The organism is Flagellimonas aurea (assembly GCF_017313785.1).
GTDB lineage: Bacteria > Bacteroidota > Bacteroidia > Flavobacteriales > Flavobacteriaceae > Flagellimonas > Flagellimonas aurea.
On sequence record NZ_JAFLNL010000005.1, the window covers coordinates 65,750 to 81,821 of the forward strand.

The following is a 16,072-nucleotide window of genomic DNA, read 5'->3' on the forward strand; positions in this document are numbered from 1 at the left end:
ACTAACTAATAATTTGTAATGGTTCGGTATTCTTCCAGTTGCCTCTCGTAAAATCGGGGAAAGGTTGCGGTGCTCCATTACTTGCCACGGACCGTTCGCTCAATGGCGATACGGCGCTCCATAGACACCCTTCATAAACATTTTGGTCGAGCGGAAGCCCCTTTTGCAAGCATTCCACGATACGGAACACCATGATACCATCCATGCCTCCATGTCCGCTGCCCTTCGCAGCTTCATTCAGTCGTTTGTAAAGCGGGTGATCGTACTTCTTATATAATTTATCGAGTTGCTCTCCCTGCACCCAAGAATGATGGTCTTTCGTAAGTCCTTCCACACCACCTTCCAACGCTACGCGAGTCGGGAATCCTGCCAAAACTCCTTTGGTTCCCTGAACCAAGTTCAATCGAGAATAGGGTCTTGGACTGGTTTCGTCCCATTGCACCATAATGGTTTTTCCAAAGTGAGTTTTGATGATGGATGTATTCAAATCACCTCCTTTAAAGTCCAACTGGTTCCATTTGTGGTCGGCAGGATAATTTTTCTCAGCATACAACTCACGCCCTCTTGACGGCGTAGAGAAAGAAACCAAGCTACCGAAGGTATCCTCTTGCCGTGCCAAGTTCATGTATTGGGCCACTGGTCCCAAACCATGTGTTGGATATAAATTTCCGTTACGTTTGGCATAATGAGGTGTTCGCCATGAGCCCGTACCTCGCTCCTGCTCTTCCATCTGCCAGCGCAACTCATGGATATAGGCCGCTTCGCCATGTAAAATTTCCCCGACCAGGCCTTGTCGGCACATATTGAGGAACATGAGTTCATCGCGGCTATAGTTCACGTTTTCCAGCATCATGCAATGCTTTTGGGTACGCTCACTGGCATCCACAATGTCCCACATATCCTGAATGGTGGTGGCCATGGGCACCTCAACAAAGGCGTGGGCCCCATATTCCATTGCCCCAATGGCCATTGGCGCATGGTTGGCCCAATTGGTGGCAATAAACACCACATCGGGCTTTACTTCTTTGAGCATGGTCCTCCACTCATCCTCGTCTCCCCAGTATTGGGCTATGTTTTTATGGCGATTTTCTCCTGCTGCCTCTTTTACCCAACGCGTCTTCTCTTTGACCAAATCCTCATAAAGATCACAGATAGCGACTACCTCGGTCCCTTCCAAAGCGGCAAAAAATTTGGCATGCGTTCCTCCCCTGGCTCCCACTCCAATAAAAGCGGCACGGACCTTTTCCAATTTTGGAGCAGCAAAGCCACCCATATAGGTCGATGAGATAGGTCTCTCGGAATTGGCTCTTAGATAGGTCGGGGCTATGGAAACAGCTGCGGCGGTCAACGAAGTTTTTTGGATAAAACTTCTTCTATCGAGGTTTTTCATTGGTTCTAACGTCACTTGATTATTATGCCTTCCAAAGTATAAAAAATATAAAGAAAAGGGAAGCTTACTTCCCTTTTCAAAATTCTAATTTAAGTATGCTTTTAGCTTATTTTAAGCTGGCCAAACTCTTTTCCAAGGTTTCGATTTTGGCCTCGGCATCGGCAGCTTTCTTGCGCTCCATGGCAACCACTTGTTCAGGTGCATTGTTCACAAAACGCTCGTTGCCCAGTTTCTTCTCCACAGATTTCAAAAATCCTTTGGTATAATTGAGCTCCTCAGTGATCTTGGCAATCTCTGCATCAACATCAATGGCGCCGCTTATCGGGATAAAATATTCGTTGCTCTTTACCCTAAAGGTCAGGGCTCCGTCCAAACTGGTATCTATCGTTTCCATTTTTGATAGATTACCCAATTTCAGGATAATGGCGTCCATTTGGGAATCCACGCCTTCGGCATTCAACACAAATAGCTCCAAATCATCTTTTTGCGGAATGTTTTTTTCCTTTCTGATGGTTCTGATACCCGAAATTACCTCCGAAGCAAAATAAAAATCTGCAATCAAGGCTGAATCCACTTCTTTTGCTTCGGGCCATTGGGAAACAATCAAAGCATCCTCTGGAGTACGTTCGGCGATATGCTGCCAAACTTCTTCTGTTAAGAATGGCATGAATGGATGCAACAGCTTCAGGTTTTCTTCAAAAAGACCCAATACCTCATCATAGGTTTTCTGGTCGATAGGCTTTTGATACTCAGGCTTCACGATTTCCAACAGCCAAGAACAGAAATCGTCCCACACCAATTTATAGGTAGCCATCAACGCATCGGAAATACGGTATTTGGAAAAATGGTCTTCAATCTCTACCAAGGTCTGATTGAACTTGGCCTTGTACCACTCGATTCCTTTTTGTGCGGCTTCGGGCTGCGGAATATCCTCAACTTCCCATCCCCTTACCAATCGGAAAGCATTCCATATTTTGTTTGCAAAGTTGGCCCCTTGCTGGCAGAGGGCTTCATCGAACAACAAATCATTACCTGCTGCGGAACTCAACAACAATCCTACACGAACACCATCAGCACCGAAATCCTCAATCAATTTTAGGGCATCGGGGGAGTTACCAAGGGATTTGGACATTTTTCGACGTTGCTTGTCACGTACCAATCCTGTGAGGTAAACATTTTCAAACGGTCGTTTTCCTCGGTATTCGTATCCTGCCATGATCATTCTAGCTACCCAGAAGAACAGAATATCGGGTCCCGTGACCAGATCGCTGGTCGGGTAATAATAATTGACTTCTTTATTATCTGGTTCCAAGATGCCACCAAAAACACTGATGGGCCATAACCAAGAGGAAAACCAAGTATCCAAAACATCAGGATCTTGACGCAAATCGGAAAGTTGAATATTTGGTTTTTTGGATTTGGCAAGTTGCAAAGCTTCTTCTGGAGTTTCGGCCACAACAAAATCCTCTTTGCCATCACCATAATAGTAAGCAGGGATTTGCTGTCCCCACCACAATTGACGGGAAATGTTCCAATCGCGAATGTTCTCCATCCAATGGCGATAGGTGTTATCGAATTTGGAAGGGTACAATTTTACATCCTTGGTCTCCAAAACGCCTTCCAAGGCAGGTTTCGCCATATTCTCCATTTTCAAGAACCATTGGTCGGACAATCGTGGTTCGATTACCGCTTTGGTCCTTTCAGATGTACCCACTTTATTGGTATGCTGTTCTGTTTTTACCAAGTATCCTTTCTCTTCAAGCTCTTTGGAGATTTCTTTGCGTACCACAAAGCGGTCTTTTCCCTGATAATGAAGGCCAAAAGAATTCAAGGTGGCATCTTCATTGAAAATATCGATTACTTCAAGATTGTGTTTATCACCAAGATTTTTATCGTTCTCGTCGTGGGCAGGGGTAACTTTTAGGCACCCTGTACCGAATTCCACATCGACATATTCATCTTCGATAATAGGGATTACCCTATCGCAAATGGGCACAATTGCCTTTTTGCCCCTCAAATGACGGTATCTTTCATCATTTGGATTGATACAGATGGCGGTATCGCCCAAAATAGTCTCCGGACGGGTGGTGGCAATGGTCACTTTTTCATCGGAACCTTCGATGGCATAGGACAGATAATATAGGGTGCCCTGCCGCTCTTCATAGATTACTTCCTCGTCGGAAAGCGTGGTCTTGGCCTCGGGGTCCCAGTTCACCATTCGGTACCCCCTGTAAATCAAACCTTTATTGTATAAATCAACAAAAACCTTGATTACCGATGCTGACATATCGTCATCCATCGTAAACTTGGTGCGGTCCCAATCACAGGAACAACCCAATTTTTTCAATTGTTGAAGAATTACTCCCCCATACTCATTGGTCCAATCCCAGGCATGTTTTAGAAATTCATCGCGGGTCAACTTGGATTTATCGATACCATCCGCCTTGAGCTTGGCAACTACCTTGGCCTCCGTGGCTATGGACGCGTGGTCCATTCCCGGAACCCAGCAGGCATTTTTTCCCAAAAGTCTGGCCCTACGGATAAGAACATCTTGTATGGTATTGTTGAGCATGTGGCCCATGTGGAGCACCCCGGTGACGTTGGGTGGGGGTATTACTATGGTATAGGGGTCCCTGTCATCGGGTTTGGAACTAAAATAATCATGTTCCGACCAGTAGGCATACCAATGCTCTTCAACCCTTTTTGGGTCATATTTTGATGGAATTTCCATTTTTCGGTATAGTTTTTGTTAATAAGACTGTGATTGGTTTTTTTGAAAGGAAAGCAAAATGTTAATTTTACGCTATTCTTCAGCTTAGTACCAATTCAGAAATACGAAACAAAAATAAGTAACGTTATTCTATAACAAAAGAATTTTGGATGCAGGTATCAAAACATCTACATTTGAAGTTCACCCAAAAACCAAAAATGATGAAAAAAACTGTACTGATGCTGTTTATAGGGCTTTTATCCTTAGGGGTATACGCTCAAGAAACCGCTAAAATCGAATTTAAGAGCGAGACCATTGATTACGGAGAAATTGAAAGAGGTAGCGATGGTGTTCGTGTATTTGAATTTACCAATACAGGTGATGCTCCTTTGGTAATCAGTAGTGTTAAATCTAGCTGTGGATGTACTATTCCTAAAAAACCAGAAGAACCGATTATGCCTGGAAAAGTTGGTAAAATCGAAGTAAAATATGACACAAACAGGGTTGGCCCTATCAGAAAGGCCATTACTGTAACCTCAAATGCTGATACTCCAACGAAAGTACTCAAAATCAAGGGTACCGTTAAAAATCCTGGAGCAAAGTAAGAAGAAGAGAATTATTTTTTTGAAGGCCCTAAAATCAATTGATTTTGGGGCCTTTTCTTTTAATCGTCGTCGAACATCTTTTTAAGGACAAAGGTGAAAAGCAGGTCTGTGTTGTATCTTTCTATAAGCACTTTTATCCGCTTTCCTTCACGTTCGTTTATCATTTTAAGAATTTCCTGAAGTTTGTATTTGTGAACTTTTTTCCCGTTTACAGCCAGTATAACGTCTCCTTCACGTAAACCAGCCTCTGCAGCAGGGCTACCGGCACGGATACCGGACACCACAATTTCTGGGACCAAACTCAACCTGGTCTTGTTCTCCAATAAAATCTGAACGTTACCAAATGTATCGCCATTGTCCTCCTTGACAAGCCCATTAACATCCGCAATACTCTCTGCAATGTATCTTAAGCCATTGTGCTGCAAATCGATTCCGGCCAAGTTGTACTGAAAGGGTTCATTAAAATTACCGTTCTTTTTTAGGGTGACCAGACCTCTGCCATAATCAAAAACCATGTTGAAACGTTTGAGCACCTCTCCCCCCAAGCTACCATTTCGGCCATTCAAACTATCTATTCCCTGAAAAGACTCTCTATAAGGAAAAGCAACTTTGGCTTCATCCAGTTTAAAATCACCTATCTGGACTCCATTGATCTTACTCCGTTTTCCAAAAATATCGCCGCTCAGACCTCTTCCCAGATGGTCCTCATAGTTTTTTTCGGGTATTTCCAATCCCTTTTCGGGTTCGGGAAACAACCAAAGTGCATCACTACTTCCAGTATCCACAAGTAACTTCACGTTGATATTGGCCGTATCCTTCATCAATACCGTTCCCTCAACATATGCTTTTCTTTTTTCTACCAACAAAGGAATGGTCTGTCTGTTTCTCCTCTCCTTATATGTGTAAAGTTCGGGATTGTGCAGTTTCAGCTTTCTAGCGTTATAGTTCACCTCAATAATAAAATCACGGAATAGATCATAGCCCATTATACCATGTACAGGAATTCCCAATGTCGTTGAAAAATCGATTCCACGATCCATCACCACATATAGGTCTTGGGCAAAATTCATCGCTTTGCCCAACCTAAATATATTCCTCTTGGAACTCAGCGCCTTCATAGGCTTTCCATCGCCCAGACCACGTATGGTAACTTCGGAAACATTGTTGATGGGTATGGAATCTGATTCCGACAGATTGAAAAGAATAGGTTTGCTTACACCGGAATCGAGTATAAAGGTCAGTTCAACCCCGTTAATCTCCACAGGAATGATGATGAGGTTATTTATGAGTTCAAAGTTGATTCGTTGGAATTTCTTGTCCTCGGGCAATTCAAAGCCCTGCGCCAAAATAAACATTGGCGCAATTAAAAGAAGCATAAAAATCAAACCCTTTCTCATCGACATACATAAAATAATCACCTCTTCACTAAGGAATATACAAAATAAGGTTTGAACCCGATCATATTTTAACATTTCCAATAACAATTAATTTATGTTCAATCTTGTTGTTTTCGATATTAGGTTTTCTCATTTTTGCCAAAACTTTAGTTCATGCCAAGCATTTCAAAGAAAGGGACTCAAATGCCCGCATCACCTATCCGAAAATTGGTGCCCTACGCAGAGGCTGCCAAAAAACGAGGAATCCATGTTATCCACCTAAATATTGGACAACCCGATATTAAAACCCCAAAAGTGGCTTTGGATGCGGTTCGCAACCATAACATTGAGGTTCTTGAGTATAGCATGACCCAGGGCTCTGAGGAGTACCGAAAAAAAATTGCGGATTACTATACAAAACAGGATATTTTTGTTGATGCTGAAGATATTATAGTGACCACGGGCGGTTCCGAGGCATTGTCCTTTACATTGGGCACCATTATGGACAATGATGATGAAATTATCATACCCGAACCATTTTATGCAAATTACAACGGTTTTGCCACTGCCGCAGGTGTTAAGGTAAAACCCATTGCTTCATCCATTGAAAATAACTTTGCACTTCCTCCCATTTCCAAGTTTGAAGACCTTATCACTCCAAAAACGAAGGCCATTCTAATTTGTAACCCTGGAAACCCAACGGGATACCTTTATAGTAAGGAAGAAATTCATCAGTTGGCGGATTTGGTCAAAAAGTACAATCTTTTCCTAGTGGCCGATGAGGTATATCGCGAATTTACTTATGACGGCAGGGAACACTATTCAATTCTTCAGGTCGAGGGATTGGAAGAGCATGCCATTGTGGTTGATTCCGTATCCAAAAGGTACAGCATGTGTGGCGCCCGTATTGGTTGTATGATTTCAAAAAACAAAGAAGTTATTGGTACTGCGCTAAAATTTGCGCAAGCGCGATTGTCACCTCCAACCTTTGCCCAAATTGCCAGCGAGGCCGCTTTGGAAACTCCACAATCCTATTTTGATGATGTAATCGACGAATATGTTTCCCGAAGAAACCTTTTGATCACCGAGCTCAATAAATTGGAAGGTGTAAAGGTTGCTACCCCACAAGGTGCCTTTTATTGTGTTGCCGAGCTTCCCATTGAGAATGCCGACCATTTTGCGCAATGGTTGTTGGAAAGTTTTGAGGTAGATGGAAATACGGTAATGGTGGCTCCCGCTGCCGGTTTTTATGCAACACCTGGTTTGGGAAAAAATCAGATTAGAATTGCCTATGTGCTGGAAAAAGAGCAACTTGTAAAGGCAGTCCATATTTTAGGAAAGGCTTTAAGAGAGTATAACGCCCAGTGAACATACAGGAAAACATATCCTTAAAAAACTATAATACCTTCGGCATTGACGTTAAGGCACGGTTCTTTGTTGAAATAACAGGTCTTGTCCAGCTTCAAAAAGTACTGGAGCTCAAAGCATATCCCAAAAAGTTCATCATCAGCGGAGGAAGCAACATGCTACTTACCAAAGATATAGATGCTTTGGTGGTACACCTAAAACTAAAGGGCATCTCCATTGTTGAAGAAAACGAGAATTTTGTAGAGGTCAAGGCAATGGCCGGCGAGAATTGGCACGAACTTGTTATGTGGAGTCTGGACCAAGGGTTTGGCGGACTCGAGAATCTTTCGCTAATCCCGGGCAACGTTGGCACGGCACCCATCCAAAATATTGGTGCTTATGGTGTTGAACTAAAAGATGTTTTTGTGAGTTGTGCCGCCATGGACGTCAAAACTGGCCAGCTCGAGGGTTTTGATAACGAAGCATGCGAGTTCGGGTACAGGGAATCCATTTTCAAGAACAGAGCAAAGGATAAATACATCATCACTTCGGTAGTACTCAAGTTGACCAAGAAAGACCATGTACTTCACACAGGCTATGGTTCCATTGAGAACGAATTGAAGGAGAAGGGCATTGTACATCCGACAATCAGGGATATTTCAGATGCCGTCATCGCTATACGGAGAAGCAAACTGCCCGACCCTAAGGAAATAGGCAATTGCGGAAGCTTTTTTAAAAATCCCGTGATTTCTCAAAAAGCGTTTGATAGGTTCATCAAAAAATACCCCAATGCGCCTTTTTATGAAATGGACGACGATAAATTTAAGATTCCCGCCGGTTGGCTGGTAGAGCAATGTGGTTTTAAGGGGAAACGCTTTGGTGACGCAGGCGTACACGAAAAACAGGCCCTTGTTTTGGTTAACCACGGAAGTGCCACGGGCAAAGAAATTCTTGACCTAAGCAAAAAAATTCAGGACGAAGTGCAAAAAACCTTCAAGATAAAGATTCAACCTGAAGTGAATATAATAAAATAACCCCCGCATTGAAGTCAATAACGAGGGTTATACCAAACCAAACTAACCAAATTTATGTATGTCGTCAGGGCTTTGAAACCCCTTATTTCTATTCAAAATTCACAAGACAAAAAAGCTTTTTCTGCCTTAGCTTTGTTTTATATACGAGATAAATCCTATTTTAGATTTTGGCCCCATAAAAAATTTTACCAAAAGCATCATTAATGAGCACATTGATCGAGAGACATATTGTTTCACTCCTTGAGGAAAAAGATGACAAAGCTATTTCCCTACTTTATGAAAATTATGGGGACACCTTGTTCGGTGTTGCTTTCAAGGTAGTAAAAGATGAGGATTTGGCCCAAGACGTACTACAAGAAAGTTTTATCAAAATCTGGAAAAAAGCCGATACCTATGATGCTTCCAAAGCCAAACTTTTTACATGGTTGTTCAGGATTGTTAGGAATACGGCCATAGATAAATTGCGCAGCGTCAATAATAAATCGGATAAAGAAATCCAAATCGACGTTTCAGACGTATATAATCTTGGAGTCAAGGCCATTAACCCGGAACATCTGGACATCCAAGAAAACTTGGACAAAATCGAAGATAAGTACAGAATTGTTTTAGAGGCCCTATTTTTTGAAGGAATGACGCAGCAGGAGGCAAGTGATGAATTGGACATTCCTTTGGGAACCATAAAATCCCGGTTAAAAATAGGACTTAGGGAACTTGGAAAGATTTACGGAACAACAATGTCCCTGCTCTTAATCTTAAATTTGTTGTCATGAAGGAAAAAGTTAAAATATTTTTAGAATCCGACATTTTAGAGAAATACCTTTTAGGGGACACCACCAAGGAAGAATCCCAAAAAGCGGAAAGATATATTGCCATGTACCCCGAAGTGCGGGAGACCTATGAAGTACTTCAGAAAAATCTGGAGACTTTTGCCAATATGTATGCCAAAAAAACTCCAGAAGGCTTAAAGGACATTATAATTGCCAGTGCACGAAAAGAAACCATGGTAAGCAAAAGGTATATGAGATATGCCGTTGCCGCCAGTATCGCCATCATGATTTTCGCCGGCTCCTCCCTATTCTTTTGGAACCAGAACAAAACATTACAGGAAGAAAATACCTTGGTCACCAACCAAATCAAGTATTTGGAGGACAATATGAAGGACCAATTGGCCGACATGAGAAACCAGTTCATTGTTCTTAACAATCCTGCTACCAAAAAATATCAGGTAAGAGGTGAACGTGAGGCAAAGGAGCTTAAGGCCATTGCATACATAAACCCTGTTAAAAAACTGTCTTACATCAATGTGAGCAACGTTCCGGAACTTCCCGAGGATAAATGCTTCCAAATGTGGGCAGAGGTCAATGGAGAATTGGTAAACCTAGGTGTCATCAAAGATTTTGATGAAAAAGATAAACTTCTTGCCCTACCCTACGCTGACAATGCTGTGGGATATATCACCATTGAACCAAAAGGCGGAAACAATATTCCATCTGTAGACAATATCGTAGCCAATATCAATTACTAATAAAATAGAGTTTACGGTAAAGAAACCTTAAACATTCCGACCTTTAACAAGGTATTTTGTACCTTTGTACAAAAGTTGGATTATGAAGTTAGTATTGGTCACCATTGGATTGTTAGCACTTGCATTTGCAGGAATCGCCATCAAAATCTGGGGAAAAAAGAACGGCGAGTTTGCCGGTACATGTGCAAGTCAAAGTCCTTTTTTGAACAAGGACGGGGAAGCTTGTGGTTTTTGCGGAAAACTACCGGAAGAACAAGATTGCAAGAAAGATACCGTTACAAATACCCAATAAAATTAATTCTTAGGCAAGTCTTATTATTTGGAAAAAACCAACGATTCCATCAAGGAGATTATACAAAGGGCAAAAGAGGGAAACCAAATTGCCTTTAGTAACCTCGTTGACACTTTTTGGAACGATGTGTACGGTTTTCAAATGCTTCGTACCAAAAATGAAAACGATGCCGAGGACATTACCATAAGGACTTTTTCCAAAGCGTTCGATAAAATCGATACCTACGACGAAAACTACGAGTTCAAAACTTGGCTCATCACCATCTCTAAAAACCTTCATGTAGACCTTCTCAGAAAACGCAAAAGAAGTCTAATGAACGAAATGGAATCCCGCGGAGACGAGGTAAAAAGAGTTTTGGACGAAACTCCCACGGTAGAGGACCGTTTGATTACGGAACAAAATCTGGCCAACCTCTTGCAGGATATCAAAAAAATGAAGCCACACTATCAGAAAGTGATCAACCTGCGCTATTTTCAAGAAATGAGCTATGCCGACATAGCCAAAGAACTCAATGAGCCCGTCAATAACATAAAGGTGAAATTGCTCCGCGCCAAAAAACTTTTGGCAGAAATCATCAAAAAAAAGTGACTCCTTCCAAGTCACACAGTTTCTTTCCCAGTTTCGTATCTTTGTACTTCTAAATTTGTTCTATGAGCACAAGCGTAGCAGAAAACGTAATACCACCCAAAGGAAAGCCAAAGTGGCTAAGGGTTAAGCTTCCAACGGGCAAAAAATACACCCAGCTCAGGGGGCTTGTGGACAAGTACGACCTACATACCATTTGCACCTCCGGCAGCTGCCCAAACATGGGTGAATGTTGGGGCGAAGGTACCGCTACATTCATGATTTTGGGAAATATCTGTACCCGTTCCTGTGGGTTCTGTGGTGTAAAAACAGGACGCCCGGAAACTGTGGATTGGGCGGAGCCGGAAAAAGTGGCCCGCTCCATAAAGATCATGAACATTAAACATGCCGTGCTCACCTCTGTGGACCGTGACGACCTAAAAGATATGGGATCCATTATCTGGGCAGAAACGGTAAAAGCCGTAAGGCGCATGAATCCAGAAACAACAATGGAAACTTTGATTCCTGATTTCCAAGGAATCCCCAACCATTTGGACAGAATATTGAAAGTAGCCCCTGAAGTGATTTCCCATAACATGGAAACCGTAAAGAGGCTGACACGAGAGGTTAGAATACAAGCTAAGTACGAAAGAAGTCTGGAAGTATTGGACTATCTGAAGAATAACGGAGCAAACAGGACCAAATCGGGCATCATGTTGGGCTTGGGCGAAGAAGAGAGTGAAGTTATCGCCACTATGGAAGACCTACGAAAAGCGAATGTGGATGTAATCACTATTGGGCAGTACCTCCAGCCTTCAAAAAAACACCTCCCGGTAAAACAATTTATCCTTCCGGAACAATTTAAAAAATACGAGGAATTAGGACTGGAAATGGGCTTTAGGCATGTAGAAAGCGGAGCTTTGGTCCGTTCATCCTACAAAGCACATAAGCACATACACTAGTACGGCACCCCATCATCATGAAAAACATAACCGTTGGTATAAATGGCTTCGGTCGTATAGGTAGAACCCTTTTTAGACTTTTGCTCAACCATCCGAACATCAATGTGGTAGCCATAAACGATTTGGCCAATGCCGAAACCTTGGCCCATCTGTTAAAATATGACAGTATACATGGTGTATTGCCCTTTGATGTATCGCACCAAAATGGACATATTCTTGTTGATGGCAACAAAATACCGGTACTCAACCACCATCATCCAAATGAAATCAACTGGAAATCCCACGGGGTGGACATCGTGGTCGAATCCACTGGGAAATTTAAGACAAAAACGGACTTGGGCCTACACATAAAAAATGGGGCCAAAAAGGTAATACTTTCCGTTCCGCCGTTGGACGACTCCATAAAAATGGTGGTATTGGGCGTAAACGAGGATATCCTGGACAAGGACGACCAGATTATTTCCAACGCGTCCTGCACTACCAACAATGCTGCGCCCATGATCAAAGTTATCAACGAACTGTGCGGCATAGAACAAGCGTACATCACAACTGTTCACTCCTACACTTCTGACCAAAGCCTTCACGATAGTCCCCACAGAGACCTTCGTAGATCCAGAGCAGCCGGGCAATCTATAATCCCTACCACAACCGGCGCAGCAAAGGCATTGACCAGTATTTTTCCAGAACTGTCAAATGTCATTGGTGGATGTGGTATCCGAGTGCCCGTGCCAAACGGGTCATTGACCGATATTACGTTCAACGTGATACGGGAAACCTCGATTGAAAAAATAAATGCTACCTTTAAAAGGCAAGCGGAAAACAACCTTAAAGGAATTCTTAATTACACCGAAGACCCTATTGTTTCTATCGACATAAACAATAGTTGTTACTCTTGTACGTTTGATTCATTGATGACCTCCGTAATCGGTAAAATGGTAAAGATTATCGGGTGGTACGATAACGAAACTGGATATTGTTCCAGAATTATTGATTTAATAGCTTTGCTGATAAAGAAAAATTACGTTTGATCGCAACCTTATCAAACAAAAGGGCAGGCCTTAAATGGCCGTTTCTACTATGCTTAATATTGTGCATACAAACAACTATTGCCCAAAACGACGGCAATTCAGCATCCAATGTCAAGGAAATCTTTAATGATTTTATGAGGTACCGCCACGAAAACAACGTGGACAAAGCCCTTGAAACGCTGAGCCAAGCCGCCAATATTGCAGAAAGGAATGAAGATTCCAAACTATTGTTGGATACGTATCACCAATACGCCAGACTCTTTCTGGAAGAAGGCGATTATGAAACGGCAATTTTTTATTGGGACCGTGCCAGTATATTATTAAAGGATACCTCTTATTCCTTTGGGCAAGCCTTTCATCTGTATTTGGATGCATCCCTTAGATACTCCGAAGGAAACAACTTCCAGGCCCTTAAACAGCTGGAAGAATCAAGAAAACTAAGCAACAACAGGAACCTTACCAACAATATCTTGTTGCAAGAAGCTTACATCTACACCAATATAGAAAAATACAATGCTGCCATAAAGAACCTTCATGCACTTATCGTCAATTCTGATGACAAGGAACGGGCCTATCTAGCAACCAGGGCCAATCTTCAATTGGCAAAAATAAGCGTTACCCTTAACGACTTGGAAGAAGGAATCGTCCATTCCAAAGCTGCGCTGGAGCTAGCCGAAAAACATGGCTTTTCCAAAGAAATCAAAAATGCTTACGAGCAATTGTCCAATATCTACGAAGCAAACGGCAACTACTCAGAGTCATTATTGTACGCAAAGGGACTTTCCAAAATGAAGGATTCCATATTCAATGTGGAGAAAGCAAAGCTTGATGCAAATACGGCGGACAAAGTACGATTTGAACACCAAATGAACGAGCTCAACAAGCTACAGGCAATAAACGAAGAGTTGAGCGAATCCAAAAACCGTTCAGAGATCACGGCAATATTGACATCGGCTTTTTTGACCATAATCTCGCTATTGGCAGTTTCCTTGTTCCGAAACAACCAAATAAAATTAAAGACCAATGACCTGCTCTACACAAAGAACAAAGAGCTGGAATTGGCGCGTGATGCTGCTGTATCGGCCATGGAGGCGAAAACCAACTTCTTGTCAACAGTAACGCACGAACTGCGAACACCGTTGTACGCTGTAACCGGGCTCACCCACCTATTGTTGGAGGAGAATCCATCAGAACACCAAAAAGAACACCTAAAATCTTTAAAGTTTTCTGGGGAATACCTACTCAATTTCATCAACGATATCCTTCAAATAAATAAAATTGATGCAGAAAAGCTGGAACCTCTGAACATCGAGTTCAAGCTACATAAAGTATTGGATGATGTTGTAGAATCCCTGCAACAAAATGCCCACGAGAAAAAAACAGAACTTATTCTGGACTACGACCCCACAATTCCGAAAAAGTTGATGGGAGACCCAATCAAACTTTCACAAATCTTCATGAATTTGGTCGGTAACGCCCTTAAATTCACCAAAAACGGCAGGGTCGAGGTCATAGCCAAAATGCTTAAAAAAGAAGAGGACCAAGTAAAAATTTATTTTGAAGTACGGGACAACGGAATCGGTATTTCGGAAGACCAACAAAAAAATATATTCGAAAGTTTTGAGCAGGGGTCCATCCAAATCAATAGGGAATACGGCGGAACAGGCCTTGGCCTAACAATTGTAAAAAGTCTCTTGGGACTATTTGGAAGCACCATTCATCTAGAAAGTGAACTGGACCACGGTAGTTCTTTCTACTTTGAGATGGACTTGGATTATGAGAGTAAAGAAGGAGATGAAATTGCATTCGAGCTCAACCTTGATGAATTTCAGTTCAAAGGGCTGCACGTGCTCGTAGTAGAGGACAACAAAATAAATCAGGTGATTACCAAAAAAATGCTCACCAAAAAAGAGATTACCTGCGACATTGCCAACAATGGTAACGAAGCCATTGATATGGCAAAAAATAATACCTACGATGCCATTCTGATGGACATTCACATGCCCGGTATAAGCGGAGAAGAGGCAACTCGCCAAATCCGTAAGTTTGATACGGTTATCCCAATTATAGCACTAACGGCCATTTCATTGGACGACAGCCTGGACAGTTTCTATGATGCTGGCTGTAACGATGTGGTCACCAAACCTTTTAAACCTGAAGTATTTTATCAAAAAATTGGTGAAAATATTTTTAGAAGCAAAATGGAAGGTTCCATTTAGAACAAATCCTCAATAGCTCTTTGTAGTATCAATTCATCTTTTTTGGAAAAGTTGTGGGCAATTTCCAAATAGTAGAGCCTATCCACACTACCCTTTAGCCGAACAAAGTCTTTTTCTGTAGTTAGAATCAACTCATAGCCTTTGAATTTGTCAATTTCCGATGCGTTAAAATTATGATGATCTCCAAACTCAAAATGCTTAAAATCAACCCCCAAGTCATCAAGATAGCGAACCAAAGGTCCTGGAGAAGCTATTCCCGTTACCAAAGCCACCTGCCTGCCCTTCAATTCCTTCAATGGTATTTTCTCTTCGCTGCCATCACTTACACAATCATGGTAGGCTAAATGGGCAAATAGCACTTTTTGATGTTTTTCAGGAGTTAACTTTGCCTCAATAGCGTTCCTCTCTATGTCATCCAGACCTAGCGGACACTTTGTGACAATAATCAAATCTGCCCGTTTGGCCTCCTTTTTGGCATCCCGGAGGCTGCCTGTTGGCAAATACCAGTCGTCTACATATAAATTTTGATAGGTGGTCAGTAAAATTGAAAAAGTCGGTTTTACCTTTCTGTGCTGAAATGCATCGTCCAAAACAATCATCTCTGGGTTCACCAATTTTTCCAATTTTTCGATACCGTTACATCTATCGGCATCCACAGCAACAGCAACTTCGGGAAATTTTCTATGGATTTGATAAGGTTCATCACCCAGCTCCAGAACAGTGCTTTTGGCATTGGCCAAATAAAATCCATCCGATTTGCGCTTATATCCCCGGCTCAGCACCGCAGTGTTTCTTTCCGCCAATATCCTTAATACATATTCGGTCATGGGGGTTTTTCCCGTTCCCCCCACACTTAGGTTGCCCACACAAATGGTCGGGATTCGGTACGATTTGGATGAAAAAACACCTGTATCGAACAAGAAGTTTCGAACATGTACCACCAAGGCATAGATCAACGAAATGGGGAACGCTATTTTCCGGAGCAATTGAAGCATTGAACGAAAATATAATATTTTATCT

14 protein-coding genes are annotated in these 16,072 nt (G+C 42.1%); 10 read left to right on the forward strand and 4 right to left on the reverse strand.

Going from position 1 to position 16,072, the window contains the following annotated elements:
* Window position 1: 1 nt before the first annotated feature.
* Window positions 2-1,390: a Gfo/Idh/MocA family protein gene (locus J0656_RS10275; protein WP_207033454.1), complete on the reverse strand. Its 1,389-nt coding sequence runs from the start codon at window positions 1,388-1,390 to the stop codon at window positions 2-4.
* Between the two features lie 106 nt (window positions 1,391-1,496).
* Entirely contained in the window at window positions 1,497-4,121 is a 2,625-nt protein-coding gene (locus J0656_RS10280; protein ID WP_207033456.1) for a valine--tRNA ligase, read from the reverse strand.
* A 197-nt stretch (window positions 4,122-4,318) separates the two neighbouring features.
* On the opposite strand from J0656_RS10280, the gene J0656_RS10285 reads away from it, so the two are divergent.
* A complete protein-coding gene (locus tag J0656_RS10285; RefSeq protein WP_207033458.1) occupies window positions 4,319-4,705 on the forward strand; it encodes a DUF1573 domain-containing protein in 387 nt (128 codons plus the stop codon).
* Window positions 4,706-4,764: 59 nt separating this feature from the next.
* Here the strand turns inward: J0656_RS10285 and J0656_RS10290 are convergent, their stop codons facing one another.
* Complete coding sequence (locus J0656_RS10290; protein WP_237688913.1) at window positions 4,765-6,102, reverse strand: PDZ domain-containing protein; 1,338 nt, start codon at window positions 6,100-6,102, stop codon at window positions 4,765-4,767.
* 153 nt (window positions 6,103-6,255) lie between these two features.
* Here J0656_RS10290 and J0656_RS10295 point away from each other — a divergent pair, with 153 nt between their 5' ends.
* The 9 genes from J0656_RS10295 to J0656_RS10335 all read left to right on the forward strand — a co-directional run bounded on the left by J0656_RS10295 (window position 6,256) and on the right by J0656_RS10335 (window position 15,052).
* Complete coding sequence (locus tag J0656_RS10295; protein ID WP_207033462.1) at window positions 6,256-7,449, forward strand: pyridoxal phosphate-dependent aminotransferase; 1,194 nt, start codon at window positions 6,256-6,258, stop codon at window positions 7,447-7,449.
* Window positions 7,446-8,462, forward strand: coding sequence for a UDP-N-acetylmuramate dehydrogenase (gene murB, locus J0656_RS10300; protein WP_207033464.1), 1,017 nt, complete (start codon window positions 7,446-7,448; stop codon window positions 8,460-8,462). Before J0656_RS10295 ends, murB begins: the two co-directional genes overlap by 4 nt.
* Window positions 8,463-8,665: 203 nt before the next feature.
* Window positions 8,666-9,232 carry an RNA polymerase sigma factor gene (locus J0656_RS10305; RefSeq protein ID WP_207033466.1) on the forward strand — a complete coding sequence of 189 codons (567 nt, stop codon included), beginning with the start codon at window positions 8,666-8,668 and terminating at the stop codon, window positions 9,230-9,232.
* A complete protein-coding gene (locus J0656_RS10310; RefSeq protein WP_207033467.1) occupies window positions 9,229-9,987 on the forward strand; it encodes an anti-sigma factor in 759 nt (252 codons plus the stop codon). The genes J0656_RS10305 and J0656_RS10310 overlap by 4 nt, the downstream gene beginning before the upstream one ends.
* 82 nt (window positions 9,988-10,069) lie before the next feature.
* On the forward strand, window positions 10,070-10,279 hold the full coding sequence (locus tag J0656_RS10315; protein ID WP_108247176.1) for a membrane or secreted protein: 210 nt from the start codon (window positions 10,070-10,072) through the stop codon (window positions 10,277-10,279).
* A 27-nt stretch (window positions 10,280-10,306) separates the two neighbouring features.
* Window positions 10,307-10,867, forward strand: coding sequence for an RNA polymerase sigma factor (locus J0656_RS10320; protein WP_207033469.1), 561 nt, complete (start codon window positions 10,307-10,309; stop codon window positions 10,865-10,867).
* A gap of 62 nt (window positions 10,868-10,929) precedes the next feature.
* A complete protein-coding gene (lipA, locus tag J0656_RS10325) occupies window positions 10,930-11,805 on the forward strand; it encodes a lipoyl synthase (protein ID WP_207033471.1) in 876 nt (291 codons plus the stop codon).
* Window positions 11,806-11,822: 17 nt separating this feature from the next.
* Window positions 11,823-12,833, forward strand: coding sequence for a type I glyceraldehyde-3-phosphate dehydrogenase (gap, locus tag J0656_RS10330; RefSeq protein WP_207033472.1), 1,011 nt, complete (start codon window positions 11,823-11,825; stop codon window positions 12,831-12,833).
* A 56-nt stretch (window positions 12,834-12,889) separates the two neighbouring features.
* A complete protein-coding gene (locus tag J0656_RS10335; protein ID WP_417947012.1) occupies window positions 12,890-15,052 on the forward strand; it encodes a tetratricopeptide repeat-containing hybrid sensor histidine kinase/response regulator in 2,163 nt (720 codons plus the stop codon).
* Here the strand turns inward: J0656_RS10335 and lpxK are convergent.
* The gene (gene lpxK, locus J0656_RS10340) at window positions 15,049-16,047 is read right to left on the reverse strand and encodes a tetraacyldisaccharide 4'-kinase (protein ID WP_207033476.1); all 999 of its coding nucleotides are present in this window, start codon (window positions 16,045-16,047) and stop codon (window positions 15,049-15,051) included. The genes J0656_RS10335 and lpxK overlap by 4 nt on opposite strands.
* Window positions 16,048-16,072 lie beyond the last annotated feature (25 nt).